Raw genomic sequence first — 13,979 nt, forward strand, 5'->3', positions numbered from 1 at the left:
CCCCCTGCTGCTCCATCGGGGTGATCAGAGTCATCTGGGCGGCGACTAGCGGGAGGGGCGCTTCGCAGGCTCGCAGCACCCCGGGTGGCACAGGGCGCCGTTGCAGCCCACCCCCGCCCGCGGCGCCGTCCCGAGCTCGCGGGGCGTGGCGCCGTCGACCTGCTCGGCGATCAGCTCGACGACCATCTCGACGAAGCGGGGGTCGGAGCCGGCGCTCGCGGCGCGGGCGAACCCCATCCCGAGCTTCTCGGCGTGCTCGGCGGCCTCGTTGTCGAGGTCCCAGAGGACCTCGAGGTGGTCGGACACGAACCCGACCGGGCTGACGACGACCTCGCCGACGCCGCGGTCGTGCAGGTCGTCGAGGTGGTCGACGATGTCGGGCTCGAGCCACGGGATCTGCGGCGGCCCGGAGCGCGACTGCCACACGAGGTCGTGCTCGGGCGCGTCCACGGCCTCGGCGACCAGGCGCGCGGCCTCGCTCATCTGCCGCGAGTAGCGGTGCCCGCTCTCCTCGGGCGGCCCGGCGGTGCGGTCGGCCGACTCGGGGATGGAGTGCGCCGTGAACACGAGCCGTGCCCGGTGACCCGCGTCGAGGCGCTCCCGGGCGGCCCGCACCCCGTCGGCGACGGACGCGACGAACAGCGGGTGGTCGTAGAAGTGGCGCAGCTTCACCAGGTCGGGCGCGGAACCGGTGCGGTCGATCGCCGCCTCGCGGGCCCGGGCGATGTCCTCGTGGTACTGGCGGCAGGCCGAGTACCCGCCGTAGGCGCTGGTCGCGAACACCAGCGCGCGCCGGACGCCGTCGCGGGCCATCGCCTCGACGGTGTCCTCGGCGAGCGGGTGCCAGTTGCGGTTGCCGAAGTAGACGGGCAGGTCGCGCCCGGACTCGCGCAGCGCGCGGGAGAGGTCGGCGACGAGGCGGCGGTTCAGCTCGTTGATCGGGCTGACGCCCCCGAAGTGCTGGTAGTGCTCCTCGACGACGTCGAGCCGCTCGGGCGGCACCCCGCGGCCCCGCGTGACGTTCTCGAGGAACGGGCGGACCTCGTCGGGGCCCTCCGGACCGCCGAAGGACAGGACGAGCACGGCGTCGTAGGGGGCCTCAGCACTCACGAGGTCCAGCATCCCCCCGGACGCCGGGAGCTACACGACGAGACCGACCCAGCTAGGCGCCCATCGCGTGGTAGCCGCCGTCGGCGTGCACGACCTCGCCGGTGGTGGCGGGCAGCCAGTCCGAGAGCAGCGCGCAGATCGTCCTCGCGACGGGCGTGGGGTCCTCGAGGTCCCAGCCCAGCGGCGAGCGCTGCACCCAGGCCTCCTCGAAGGTGTCGAAGCCCGGGATCGACTTCGCGGCCATGGTGCGCACCGGGCCGGCGGCGACGAGGTTCGCGCGGATGCCCTCGGGCCCCAGGTCGCGGGCCAGGTAGCGCGTGGTGGCCTCGAGTGCGGCCTTGGCGACGCCCATCCAGTCGTAGCCGGGCCAGGCGACGGTGTTGTCGAAGTCCATGCCGACCAGCGACGAGCCGCGCCCCAGCAGCGGCTTGCAGGCCATCGCGAGCGACTTGAACGAGTACGCCGAGACCTCGACCGCCGTCGCGACGTCGGACCACTCGGTGTGGAGGAAGTTGCCGCCCAGGGCGTCCATCGGCGCGAAACCGATCGAGTGCAGGACGCCGTCGAGGCCGTCGACGTGCTCGCGCACCCGGTCGGCGAGGCCGTCGAGGTGCTCCTGGTTCTGCACGTCCAGCTCGATGACCGGCGCCTCCTGCGGGAGCCGCTGCGCGACCCGCTTGACCAGCGACAGGCGCCCGAAGCCGGTGAGGACGACGGTGGCACCCGCCTCCTGGGCCGCCTTCGCCGCGTGGAAGGCGATCGACGCGTCGGTGATGATCCCGGTGACCAGGATCCGCTTGCCCTCGAGCAGGCTCACTGTGGCTCCGTCCGTGTGGGTGTCTCTAGTGGCCCATGCCGATGCCGCCGTCGACCGGCAGCACGGCGCCCGTGATGTAGCCGGCGTCGTCGGAGGCCAGCCAGGCGACGGCCTTGGCGATGTCCTCGGGCGTGGCGGTGCGCCCCAGCGGGATGGAGTTCAGGATCTCCTCGCGGCGCTTGTCGGTCAGCTCCGCGGTCATGTCGGTGTCGACGTAGCCGGGCGCGACGACGTTCGCGGTGATCCCGCGCCCGCCCAGCTCGCGGGCGGTGGAGCGCGCCAGGCCCACGAGCCCCGCCTTCGAGGCCGCGTAGTTCGCCTGGCCGGGCGCCCCGGTCAGCCCGACGACGCTCGAGATGTAGATCAGCCGGCCGAAGCGGGCCTTCATCATGCCGCGGACCGCGCGCTGCGTGACCCGCCAGGCGCCGGTGAGATTGGCGTCGACGACCTCGGTGAACGCGTCCTCGGGCATGCGCATGAGCAGGCCGTCGCGGGTGATGCCGGCGTTGGCGACGACCACCTCGACCGGCCCGTGCTCGGACTCCACCTGTGAGAACGCCGCGTCGACGGCGGCGGAGTCGGTGACGTCCGCCTGCACCCCGTGCAGCCCCTCCGGCGGCTCGCCCGAGCGGTGGGTCACCACCACCGTGTACCCGCGGTCGGCGAGCTCGCGCGCCGTGGCGAGCCCGATCCCGCGGTTGCCTCCCGTGACCAGCGCGACGCGGCTCACGCGACTCCTCTCCTCGGGGCGACGGGAGACGAAGCGCAGCGAAGCTCGACCCTCCATCGATACGGCGGCGGAAGGGTATCCGCTTTGCGCCCCTCCTGCGGCAGCGCGACCGGACGGCGCCTTCCGGTGATGTGATCGCGCCCACAGGTTGTATCCATGACCGCGACCGACGTCCCCCCGACCCTCCCGGGCCGGCTCGGCGATCCCTCGCTCGACCTGCGCACCGACCCGCGAGCGAAGCCCGACCTCGTCGCCGCCCTCGCCGCGTTCGGGCTGGACGGTCCTGCCGCCGAGCCCCCGGTGACGCGCGCGGCCGGTCCGGAGGCGGTCTCCGAGGCCGTCGGCGGGCTCCACGCCGCGTTCAGCGGCCTCTACGCGACCCTCCCGCTCGACCTGCCCGGCGACGCGCCCGACGACGCCGTCGAGGTCACCGACACGTCGGTGGCGTCCCCCGACGGGCACCTCGTCCCCCTGCGCCTCTACCGCCCCGCCGGGGTGGCCGGCCCGCTGCCCTGCGTGGTCTACATCCACGGCGGCGGCATGACGATCCTCGACGCCGAGACCCGCGTGCACGACCGCTGGTGCCGCGAGCTCGCCCTGACCGGCGTCGCCGCCGCGCGGGTCGGTTTCCGCAACGCGTGGACCGAGCTGGGCCCGCACCCCTTCCCCGCGGGCCTCGACGACTGCGCGACGGCGGTGCGCTGGCTCGACGACCAGCGCGGCGAGCTGGGGCTGACCCGCCTGGTGCTGCAGGGCGAGTCCGGCGGCGCGAACCTCGTGCTCGCCACCACGCTGCGGGCCAAGCGCTCCGGCGACCTCGACGCCATCGACGGCGTGTACGCCTCGGTGCCCTACGTCAGCGGCGGGTACGCGTGGGACCGCGCCCGCAAGCTCCGCGAGCTCCCGTCGATGATCGAGAACGACGGGTACTTCATCAACTCCGCGCTGATGGACCTGCTGGTCGCCCAGTACGACCCCCACGCGCGGCACGCCGAGGACCCGCTGGCCTGGCCGTACTTCGCGACCGGCGACGACCTCGCCGGCCTCCCGCCGCACGTCATCACCGTCAACGAGCTCGACCCGCTGCGCGACGAGGGGCTCGCCTACTACCGCAAGCTGCTCGCCGCCGGCGTGCCGGCCGAGGGACGCGTGAACCTGGGGATCACCCACGGCGCCGAGATGATCTTCCGGCAGGCGCTGCATGCCGAGCACCGCGCGGCGATCGCCGACATCCGGGCCTTCGTCGACCGGTTGACGGTGGACCACATCTAGCTAGGGGAGCCGTTGCCCCGTCACGATCGCCGTGGCGGCCCCGAGCACGACGAGGATCGTGGCCGCGAGGAACCAGCGCCCGGACAGGTCGACCGTGCGCTCCTCGTAGCCCACCTGCTCGGCGAGGTTGGCGTAGGTCTCGCGCAGGTCGAGCTCGGTGGACGCGCGGCGGAAGTCGCCGCCGGAGAGCTGGGCGATCTCGCGCATCTGGTCGTCGGCGACGGCCACCGACACCGGCCGCCCGTCGATCTCGATCTCGCCGTACTCGGTGCCGAACGAGATCGCCGAGATCGGCACGCCGGCGGCCCGGGCCTCGGCGGCGGCCGGGAAGGCGCCCCGGTCGTCGGCGGGGTCGGTGGTCGGCGTCGTCTGCTTGCCGTCGGAGAGCAGGATGATCCGCGCCGGCGGCGGGCCCTCGGGGCCGCGGATCTGGGTGCCGAACGCCCGGATCGCGGCGAGGCTCGCGCGGATCGCGTCGCCGGTGCCCGTCGACTCGGCGAGCTGGAGGCTGCCGATCGCGTTCTTCACCGCCTGCCGGTCGGTGGTCGGGGTGACGAGCGTGCTCGGCGTCGCCGCGAACGACGAGAGCCCGAGGTTGATCCCGGCGGGCAGCTGGTCGGCGAACGCGGAGGCGGCGGTCTGGGCGACCTGCAGGCGCGAGGGCTCGACGTCGGTGGCGCGCATCGAGAGCGACACGTCGATGGTCAGCATCACCGTCGCGCGGTTGCGGGGCACCTGCGCGGTGCCCTGCGGGCCGGCCAGCGCGATCGTCATGAGCACCAGTGCGACCAGCACGAGCGCCATCGGGACGTGGCGCCACCGGCCGGGGCCCTTCGGGGCCACGCGCTCGAGCAGCGCGAGGTTGGTGAAGCGCATCGTGTAGCGCTGCCGGCGCCGGTTGATCCACCAGTAGCCGACCGCCAGCGCGGCCACGACCAGCAGGAACAGGAACCACCAGGGGTGCGCGAACATCAGCGCCTCACCCCCGTGCCGGTCCCCACCGTCTCGGGCACGCGCCCCGTCGTCGCCCCGCCGGACCAGCCCCGCTTGCGGGCCACGGCGAAGCGCACGACGTCGGCGATCCAGTCGCGGTCGGTGCGCAGCACGAGGTGCCCGGCGCCGCAGGCGCGCAGGGCCGCGGCGACGCGCTCGCGGTGGGCGGCGGCCTCGGCGGCGAAGCGGCGGCGCAGCGTGGGGGTGGTGGTGACCTCGCGGTGCCGCCCGGTCTCGGGGTCGGCGAGCACGACCGTGCCGACGTCGGGGAGCTCCTCGTCGCGCGGGTCGACGACCTCGACGGCGAGCAGGTCGTGGCGCGCGCGCAGGGCCCGCATCGCGCGCTCCCAGTCGACGTCGCCGAGGAAGTCCGACACGACGACGACCAGCCCCCGGCGCCGCGGCGGGCGGCGCAGGGCCTCGAGCGCGCCGGGCAGGTCGCCGCGCGTGCCCTCCGGTGCGGGGCGGGTGGACGCGATCCGGCGCAGCAGGTCGCGCGTGGCCGCGTCGCCGCCGCGGGCGGGCAGGCGCAGCGTCTCGGCGCCGGTGGCGACGACGGCGCCGATGCGGTTGCCGCCGCCCCGGGTCAGGTGCGCGACGGCGGCGCAGGCGGCGACGGCGAGGTCGCGCTTCTCGCAGGCCGCGGTGCCGAAGTCGAGGCTCGGCGAGAGGTCGACGACGAGCTGGGTCTCCAGCTCGCGGTCGGCGATCGTCTCGCGGATGTGGGGCTCGGTGGTGCGCGCGGTGACCGACCAGTCCATGCGCCGCACGTCGTCGCCGGGCTGGTAGACCCGCGGCTCGCCGGCCTCGGTGCCCGGTCCGGGGACGAGGCCCAGGTGGTTGCCCTGCAGCAGCCCGTCGAGGCGGCGCCGGACGGTGAGCTCGAGCGTGCGCAGGGACGCCGAGAGCCGCGCCTGGGTGCGCTCCCCGGCCACCTCGCCCGGGCCGGACGGCACCGGCGAGGTCGGCGGCGGCGCCCACGACGGGCGCGGACCGCCGGCCGGGCTCTCCGCCGGCGGCGCGGCCGGCGGTCGCGGCCCGGGTTCGGGGACCTGCGCGGAGGGTGTCTCGTCGGGCGGGTCCCCCGGGGACGTCACCGCCCCGCCGCCGGCACGGGCGCCGGACCCATCCCGACCGGGCGGGCCGACACCTGCGGCAGCGGGACGGTCTGCAGGACGCGGGTGACGACGTGGTCGACCGGCACGCCGTCGGCGAGCGCGTCGTAGGAGAGAACGAGGCGGTGGCGCAGCACGTCCGGCGCGATGTCGACGACGTCCTGCGGCAGCACGTAGTCGCGGCCGCGGACCAGCGCGAGGGCCCGCGCGCCGGCGATGATGCCCAGCGAGGCGCGCGGCGAGGCCCCGTAGGCCACCCAGCCGCCGACGTCGCCCATCCCGTGCTCGGCGGGCGAGCGCGTCGCCACGACCAGGCGCACGACGTAGTCGACGAGCGCGTGGTGGACGAACACCTGGGACGCCACGTCCTGCAGGCGGCGCAGCTCGACGGGGTCGAGGACGCGGTGCGGCGACGGCGGGCTCACGCCCATCCGGTAGACGATCTCGCGCTCCTCGTCGGCCGTCGGGTACTCGACGAGGATCTTGAACAGGAAGCGGTCGCGCTGCGCCTCGGGGAGCGGGTAGACGCCCTCGTTCTCGATCGGGTTCTGGGTGGCGAGCACGAGGAACGGGTCGGGCATCGCGTGGGTCTCGCCGCCGATGGAGACGTGGCGCTCGGCCATCACCTCGAGCATCGCCGACTGCACCTTCGCCGGCGCGCGGTTGATCTCGTCGGCGAGCACGAAGTTGGACACCACCGGGCCCAGCTCGACGTCGAACTCCTCGCGGCCCTGCCGGTAGATCCGCGTGCCGAGGATGTCGGCGGGCACGAGGTCGGGCGTGAACTGGATGCGGGCGAACGACCCGCCCACCACGCGCGCGAACGTCTCCACCGCGAGGGTCTTGGCCACGCCGGGCACGCCCTCGAGCAGCAGGTGCCCCTTGGCGAGCAGGCCGACGAGCATCCGCTCGACCAGGCGGTCCTGGCCGACGATGACGCGCTTGACCTCGAGCACGGTGCGCTCGAGCTGCTCGGCGTCGTGGGCCGGGGTCGAGGGCGCGCCCGAGCCGGAGCCCGGTGACGCCGGGGGCGTCGGCGATCCCGACGGGCCCTGTCGGCCGGTCGGCCCCGTCTCCGTGGGCTCGGTCACCGCTGTCCCTCTCTGGTCGGCGCTCGCTCCGCACCCGCCGGGCGGGTGCCTCCGGGGCGGCACGCTACCCGCCGGTCCACCAGGCAACTCGTCGGCCGGTGAGGGCGCGGTGAATGCGGCACGCAGCGCAGCGGAGCTGCCGCGCCGCACGCCGTGACCAGCTCACACCAGCCGGGTGACCGTCGGGACGATCTCGTCGTCGAACCGCACGGACGCGATCCGCACGGTCGCGCCCGACTCGGGGGCCTCGACCATCTGGTCGCCGCCCAGATAGAGGGCGACGTGGTGCACGGCGCCCTGCCCGTCGTCGTCGGCCCAGAAGAGCAGATCTCCCGGCCGGCGGTCCTCGAGCGCCACCCGCTGCCCGGCGTCGGCCTGGTAGCCGCTGTAGTGCGGCAGGTCCTTCCCGGCCGCCGCAAAGGCGTAGATCATCAGCCCCGAGCAGTCGAAGCCGGTCTTCTCGTAGTCGCCGTGGGCGTCGGCCACCCCGCCGTCGCGGATGCCCTGGGTCGGCCCGGCGGCGTCCCCGCCGCCCCAGGCGTAGACGACGCCGAGCTGCGAGAGCGCGCGCTCGAGGACCGTGCGCACCTCGTCGGTCATCCCGTCGGTGGCGATGCCGGCGGCGGCCAGCGGGTCCTCGTCGGTGCCGGCCCGGGCCGCGAGCCCCGCCGTCGCGGCCCGCCGGACCCGGGCGTCGCGGGCGGTCGCCGCCGCGTCGAAGGCCTCGGCGCGGTCGCGCTGGGCGGCGAGCGCGGGGTCGGCGTCCTCGAGCGTGCGCAGGCGGGCCTCGGCGGCGCCGCGCCGGGCGGTGAGGTCGCGCAGCTGCGCCTGCTGCGCGTCGGTGTCGGCGCGGACCCGGCCGAGCGCGGCGTCGGCCGCCTCCCTGGCCGCGGCGGCGCGGGCGGCGGCGTCATCGGCGGCGATCCGGGCGGCGCGGGCCCGGGAGTCGGCGTTGGCGGCCTCGATCCGGGCGCGCTCGGCGCCGTCGAGGGCGGCCCGCTGGTCGGCGGTGACGACGTCGCGCAGGTGCGCCCGCGCGGCGACGTCGGCGGGGCCCGAGGAGCCCGAGAGCACCGAGAGCGGCCCGAGGACGTCGGCCTGCTGGAACCACGCGGCGATCCAGGCGTCGACCTCGACGCGGGCCCGCTCGGCGGCCGCGGCGGCGGCGTCGGCCCCGCGGCGGCGCTCCTCGGCGGCCCGGCGGGCGTCGTCGGCCTGACGGCGGGCGGCGGCGTCGTCGGCGAGGGCGCGGTTGGCGAGCTCCTGGCGCTTGCCGAGGTCGGCGGTGAGGCGGTCGAGATCCGCGCGGGCGGTGGCGATGCGCGCGACGAGCGAGCCGGCCTCGTCGGCGGGGTCCCCAGGCTCCGGCGTCGCGCTCGGCGTCGGGCTCGGCGTCGGGGTCGGGGTGGGGGTCGGCGGCGCGGCGAGGGCCGGTGGGATCAGCGTCAGCGTCGTCGTGAGCACCGCGGCGACCACGGCCGGGGCCGCGAGCACGCCGCGGACCACACCCCGCACGCCGTCCTCCGCTCCCCCGATCGCTCCCCCGGTGCGGCCGCGCCCATGACACGGCCGCGAGGAGCCTCGCGGCCCGTCGCCCCGCGGCCGGGCTCCGACACGCGGTGGTGTGGCGTGAATCGCCCGCTCGTGGGGCATCCGGAGGGCTCACCGGCGGCGTCGGGACGACCACGGAGGGGTGGCCGGTCGTAGGCTGGTGAGGCGGGAGTGCGGCAGTCGAGAGGGTGCGCAAGACTCCCGCCCGACCCCCGGGTCACGCGTCGTCACTGCGCCGACCGGACCACCACCCGGACCGGCCCGGCCTGCTCCGGCGCCGCCGCCGGGACCGCAGCGACCCCGGGACGCGGCCGACCACCACTCGCCGCGACCGCGAGGAACGAGGAGGAACGTGTCCGTGAGCTCGTCAGACCAGTCCGCCGACTCCTTCGGAGCGAAAGGCACGCTCGAGGTCGGTGGGCAGTCGTATGAGATCTTCCGACTGTCCGCGGTCGAGGGCTCGCAGCGCCTGCCGTTCAGCCTCAAGGTGCTGCTGGAGAACCTCCTGCGCACGGAGGACGGTGTCGTCACCACCGAGGCCTCGATCCGGGCGCTCGCCGAGTGGGACCCGACGGCCGAGCCGGACTCGGAGATCCAGTACGTGCCGGGCCGCGTGGTGATGCAGGACTTCACCGGCGTCCCCTGCATCGTCGACCTCGCGACCATGCGCGAGGCGGTCACCGAGCTGGGCGGCGACGCGCAGAACGTCAACCCGCTGGCCCCGGCCGAGCTCGTCATCGACCACTCGGTCGTCGCCGACCTCTTCGGCACCCCGGACGCGTTCGAGCGCAACGTCGAGCTGGAGTACCAGCGCAACGAGGAGCGCTACAAGTTCCTGCGGTGGGGCCAGACGGCGTTCAGCGAGTTCAAGGTCGTGCCGCCGGGCACCGGCATCGTGCACCAGGTCAACATCGAGCACCTCGCGCGCGTCGTGATGACCCGGGGCGCGCCCGGGTCCAATGTGATGAGGGCCTACCCCGACACCCTGGTCGGCACCGACTCGCACACCACGATGGTCAACGGGCTGGGCGTGCTCGGCTGGGGCGTCGGCGGCATCGAGGCCGAGGCGGCCATGCTCGGCCAGCCGGTGTCGATGCTCATCCCCAAGGTCGTCGGCTTCCAGCTCTCCGGCGAGCTGCCCGCGGGCGCCACCGCCACCGACCTCGTGCTGACGATCACCGAGATGCTGCGCGAGCACGGCGTCGTCGGGAAGTTCGTCGAGTTCTACGGCGAGGGCGTCGGCGCGGTGCCGCTGGCCAACCGCGCGACGATCGGCAACATGAGCCCGGAGTTCGGCTCGACCGCGGCGATGTTCCCCATCGACGACGAGACGTTGACCTACCTGCGCTTCACCGGCCGCGACGACGAGCAGGTCGCGCTCGTCGAGGCCTACGCCAAGGAGCAGGGCCTCTGGCACGACCCGGCGCACGAGCCGGACTACTCCGAGACCCTGTCGCTGGACCTCTCGACGGTGGTGCCCTCCATCGCCGGCCCCAAGCGTCCGCAGGACCGCATCCGCCTCGACGCCGCCAAGGAGTCGTTCCGCCAGGCGCTGCCGGACTACGTGAACAACGGCGCGGAGCCGCAGGCGGGCTCCGAGGAGTGGTACTCCGAGTCGTTCCCCGCGTCCGACCCGCCCGCCGAGACGCGGGACCAGGAGGCCGACAAGCCCTCGGTGCACAAGCAGCCCGTCGACCCGGCCGGCCGCCCGTCGCACCCGACCCCGGTCACCACCGCCGACGGCGTCGAGCTGGAGCTCGACCACGGCGCGGTGACGATCGCCGCGATCACGTCGTGCACCAACACGTCGAACCCGTCGGTGATGATCGGCGCGGCGCTGCTGGCCCGCAACGCCGTGGACAAGGGCCTCGAGCGGCGCCCGTGGGTGAAGACGTCGCTGGCGCCGGGGTCCAAGGTCGTCATGGACTACTACGAGCGCTCCGGGCTCCTGCCCTACCTGGAGAAGCTCGGCTTCAACCTCGTCGGCTACGGCTGCACCACCTGCATCGGCAACTCGGGCCCGCTGCCCGAAGAGATCTCGAAGGCGATCAACGACGAGGACCTCGCGGTCACCGCGGTGCTCTCGGGCAACCGCAACTTCGAGGGCCGCATCAACCCCGACGTGAAGATGAACTACCTGGCCAGCCCGCCGCTGGTCGTGGCCTACGCGCTCGCCGGGACGATGGACCTCGACCTCGCCACCGAGCCGCTCGGGCACGACACCGACGGCAACCCGGTGACCCTCGCCGACATCTGGCCCTCGCCCCAGGAGATCCAGGACACGATCTCCTCGGCGCTCTCCCCGGAGCAGTTCACCGAGGGCTACGCGGACGTGTTCGCCGGCGACGAGCGGTGGACCTCGCTGCCGACCCCGGAGGGCGAGACCTTCACGTGGGACGCGGGCTCCACCTACGTGCGCAAGCCCCCGTACTTCGAGGGCATGTCGCGCGAGCCCTCGGCGGTCGACGACATCGAGGGCGCGCGGGTGCTGCTCAAGCTCGGCGACTCGGTGACCACCGACCACATCTCCCCCGCCGGGTCCATCAAGGAGGACTCGCCGGCCGGCCGGTACCTCAAGGAGAACGGCGTCGAGCGCAAGGACTTCAACTCCTACGGCTCGCGGCGCGGCAACCACGAGGTCATGATCCGCGGCACGTTCGCCAACATCCGCCTGCGCAACCTGCTGCCGACCGGGGACGGCGGCGCCCTGGACCAGGGCGGCAACACCGCCGACTACACCCAGGGCGGCCAGCAGGTCGCGGTGTACGACGCGGCCCAGAACTACGCCGCGCAGGGCACGCCGCTGGTGGTGCTCGCGGGCAAGGAGTACGGCTCGGGCTCGTCGCGCGACTGGGCGGCCAAGGGCACGACGCTGCTCGGCGTCCGCGCGGTCATCGCCGAGTCCTACGAGCGCATCCACCGCTCGAACCTCGTCGGCATGGGCGTGCTGCCCCTGCAGTTCCCCGACGGTGAGAACGCCGACTCGCTGGGCCTGACGGGCACCGAGACGTTCTCGATCAGCGGGGTCACGGCGCTCAACGACGGCGAGGTCCCGGACACGGTGCACGTGACGGCGCAGCCGGAGTCGGGCGACGCCATCGAGTTCGACGCGCGCCTGCGCATCGACACCCCGGGCGAGGCGCAGTACTACCTCAACGGCGGCATCCTGCCCTACGTCCTGCGCAAGATGCTGGGCTGACGGCGGTCGCGCGCAGGTCCTCCTGCGCGCCCCCGCGACGAACGAACGGCGCTCTCGCTGCTGGCGAGCAGCGAGAGCGCCGTTCGTCCCTCCGGGTCGGCGCGTCCGGGTGCTCGCGCTCCTGCGGGCGGGCGAGCTCAGTCCTCGGCGGACTCGGCGGTGCCGTCGATCGCGGCGCGCACCTCCTGCTCCTCGGTGCGTCCGCGGCGCCAGTAGCCGGTGAAGCACACGTCGCGCTTGTCGACGCCGCGCTCCCGCACGACGTGGCGGCGCATCGCCCTGACCTCCGAGGCCTCGCCGGCCAGCCACACGTAGGGGCGCTCGCCGGGGAAGGTGAGCGCGCGGAGCCGCTCGGCGAGCGTGTCGGGCGTCGTCCAGTGGGTGGTGACGTCCCCGGCGCTCGCCCACGTCTGCTGCTCGGTGACGTCCCGGACGCTCGCGAGGACGGTCGCGCGCCGGCCGGGCGGCAGGGCCTCGACGATCGCGCCGATCGCCGGCACCGCGGTCTCGTCGCCCGCCAGCACGATGCCGTCGTGCTCGTCGCGCGGCGCGTAGAGGCCGTAGGGGCCGGTGAAGGCGAGGTGCTCGCCGGGGGCGGCGCGCAGCGCCCAGTCGCGCGCCGGGCCCTCGTCGTGCAGGACGAAGTCGACGTCGATCTCGACCGGGTCCTCGCGGCGCTGCCGCAGGGTGAACGTGCGCATGGGCGGGCGGAGGTCGTCGGGCATGGCGAGGTAGCGGCGGAACCAGCCGGTGATGTCGGGCGCGTCGCCGTCGTCGTCGACGAGCGGGGGCAGGTGGGGCTCGACCTCGTCGGGACGCGGGAAGAACAGCTTCATGTAGCCGTCGGGGGCGACGACGGGGAGATCCGCGAGCTCGGGGCCCGCCACCGTCACCCGCAGCACCCGGGGGGTCGGACGGGCCACGGCCCGGACCACCGCGCGCCGCAACCGGACCTCCGGACGTGTCGACGCCGCCGTCACTCGCTCCCCTTCCGTCACCGCCAGGTGAGGTCACCCTAACTCGCGCATGCCGATCGACGCGCCGGTCAACCCTCGCCCCAGAGGGAAGGAGTAGCGATGACACTGCAGGAGACCGCGCGCGAGATCCTCGCCGACGGCAAGGGCATCCTCGCCGCCGACGAGAGCACCGGGACGATCACCAAGCGGCTCGACGCGGTCGGCATCGAGTCCACCGAGGAGACGCGCCGCCGGTACCGCGACCTGCTGTTCACCACCGAGGACGTCGAGCAGCGCCTCGGCGGCGTGATCCTCTACGACGAGACCGTCCGGCAGGACGCGCTCGACGGCACGGGGATGGTCGACCTCCTGCGCCGGCGCGGGATCGTGCCCGGCATCAAGGTCGACGCGGGCGCCAAGGACCTGGCCGGCTTCCCCGGCGAGAAGGTCACCGAGGGCCTCGACGGGCTGCGCGAACGGTTCGCGGAGTACGCCGACCTCGGGCTGCGCTTCGCCAAGTGGCGCTCGGTGATCTCGGTGTCCGACACCCTGCCGAGCGCGACCGCGATCGAGCTCAACGCCACCGGTCAGGCCCGCTACGCCGCGCTGGCCCAGGAGGCGGGCCTCGTGCCGATCGTCGAGCCCGAGTCGATCATGGACGGCGACCACGGGATCGAGCGCTCGGCCGAGGTCACCGAGCTGGTGCTCGCGGCGACGATCGAGGCGCTGCGCCGCCAGCGGGTCGCGCTGGAGGGCGTGCTGGTGAAGACCAACATGGTCGTCTCCGGCTACGCCGGCCCCGACCAGGCCGGCCCGGACGAGGTCGCCGACCGCACCCTCGCGGTGCTGTACCGCACCATCCCGGCCGCCGTGCCCGGCGTCGTGTTCCTCTCCGGGGGCCAGGAGGACGCGCAGGCCAACGCGAACCTCGACGCGATCGCCCGGCGCGGGTCGCAGCCCTGGACCGTGAGCTTCTCCTACGCCCGCGCGCTGCAGGGCCGTCCGATGGCGATCTGGGCGGGCGCCGAGGAGAACGTCGCCGCGGCCCAGCACGCGTTCGCCGAGCGGCTGCACCTCACGGGGGCGGCGAACCGCGGCGAGTGGAGCGCCGACGAGGAGCGCGCCGCCTCCTGAGGACCCGGTGA

Annotated in this window: 11 protein-coding genes; 3 read left to right on the forward strand and 8 right to left on the reverse strand. The window is 74.5% G+C overall.

Annotated elements, in window-relative coordinates; all coding sequences use genetic code 11:
• Positions 1-45: 45 nt before the first annotated feature.
• The 3 genes from PHK61_RS03500 to PHK61_RS03510 are packed head-to-tail and all read right to left on the reverse strand — an operon-like array spanning position 46 to position 2,657.
• Positions 46-1,110, reverse strand: a complete 1,065-nt coding sequence (locus tag PHK61_RS03500; protein WP_274279571.1) for a ferrochelatase — start codon at positions 1,108-1,110, stop codon at positions 46-48.
• Positions 1,111-1,162: 52 nt separating this feature from the next.
• Positions 1,163-1,927: an enoyl-ACP reductase FabI gene (gene fabI, locus PHK61_RS03505; protein WP_274279572.1), complete on the reverse strand. Its 765-nt coding sequence runs from the start codon at positions 1,925-1,927 to the stop codon at positions 1,163-1,165.
• A gap of 25 nt (positions 1,928-1,952) precedes the next feature.
• Entirely contained in the window at positions 1,953-2,657 is a 705-nt protein-coding gene (locus tag PHK61_RS03510) for a beta-ketoacyl-ACP reductase (RefSeq protein ID WP_274279573.1), read from the reverse strand.
• Between the two features lie 156 nt (positions 2,658-2,813).
• Here PHK61_RS03510 and PHK61_RS03515 point away from each other — a divergent pair, with 156 nt between their 5' ends.
• Positions 2,814-3,929 (forward strand): alpha/beta hydrolase fold domain-containing protein, encoded by a 1,116-nt coding sequence (locus tag PHK61_RS03515; protein ID WP_274279574.1) that lies wholly within the window; start codon positions 2,814-2,816, stop codon positions 3,927-3,929.
• Here PHK61_RS03515 and PHK61_RS03520 read toward each other — a convergent pair whose 3' ends face one another.
• From PHK61_RS03520 to PHK61_RS03535, 4 genes are all read right to left on the reverse strand, one after another.
• Positions 3,930-4,901 (reverse strand): VWA domain-containing protein, encoded by a 972-nt coding sequence (locus PHK61_RS03520; protein WP_274279575.1) that lies wholly within the window; start codon positions 4,899-4,901, stop codon positions 3,930-3,932.
• Positions 4,901-5,878, reverse strand: coding sequence for a DUF58 domain-containing protein (locus PHK61_RS03525; protein WP_274279713.1), 978 nt, complete (start codon positions 5,876-5,878; stop codon positions 4,901-4,903). Before PHK61_RS03525 ends, PHK61_RS03520 begins: the two co-directional genes overlap by 1 nt.
• 137 nt (positions 5,879-6,015) lie before the next feature.
• On the reverse strand, positions 6,016-7,128 hold the full coding sequence (locus PHK61_RS03530) for an AAA family ATPase (protein ID WP_274279576.1): 1,113 nt from the start codon (positions 7,126-7,128) through the stop codon (positions 6,016-6,018).
• A gap of 162 nt (positions 7,129-7,290) precedes the next feature.
• Positions 7,291-8,643, reverse strand: coding sequence for an NlpC/P60 family protein (locus PHK61_RS03535; RefSeq protein ID WP_274279577.1), 1,353 nt, complete (start codon positions 8,641-8,643; stop codon positions 7,291-7,293).
• 394 nt (positions 8,644-9,037) lie between these two features.
• Here PHK61_RS03535 and PHK61_RS03540 point away from each other — a divergent pair, with 394 nt between their 5' ends.
• A complete protein-coding gene (locus PHK61_RS03540; protein ID WP_274279578.1) occupies positions 9,038-11,878 on the forward strand; it encodes an aconitate hydratase in 2,841 nt (946 codons plus the stop codon).
• Positions 11,879-12,015: 137 nt separating this feature from the next.
• Here the strand turns inward: PHK61_RS03540 and PHK61_RS03545 are convergent, their stop codons facing one another.
• Positions 12,016-12,801: a siderophore-interacting protein gene (locus PHK61_RS03545; protein ID WP_274279579.1), complete on the reverse strand. Its 786-nt coding sequence runs from the start codon at positions 12,799-12,801 to the stop codon at positions 12,016-12,018.
• Between the two features lie 153 nt (positions 12,802-12,954).
• Between PHK61_RS03545 and PHK61_RS03550 the strand changes: the two genes are divergently transcribed.
• The gene (locus tag PHK61_RS03550; RefSeq protein WP_274279580.1) at positions 12,955-13,968 is read left to right on the forward strand and encodes a class I fructose-bisphosphate aldolase; all 1,014 of its coding nucleotides are present in this window, start codon (positions 12,955-12,957) and stop codon (positions 13,966-13,968) included.
• Positions 13,969-13,979: the final 11 nt, after the last annotated feature.

Origin of the sequence: Actinomycetospora lutea (genome assembly GCF_028737205.1) — a bacterium.
Classification (GTDB): Bacteria; Actinomycetota; Actinomycetes; order Mycobacteriales; family Pseudonocardiaceae; genus Actinomycetospora; species Actinomycetospora lutea.

Coding starts and splice junctions, on each gene's coding strand:
- PHK61_RS03515 (WP_274279574.1), top strand. CDS start 2,814: ATGACCGCGACCGACGTCCCCCCGACCCTCCCGGGCCGGCTCGGCGAT.
- PHK61_RS03550 (WP_274279580.1), top strand. CDS start 12,955: ATGACACTGCAGGAGACCGCGCGCGAGATCCTCGCCGACGGCAAGGGC.
- PHK61_RS03520 (WP_274279575.1), bottom strand. CDS start 4,901: ATGTTCGCGCACCCCTGGTGGTTCCTGTTCCTGCTGGTCGTGGCCGCG.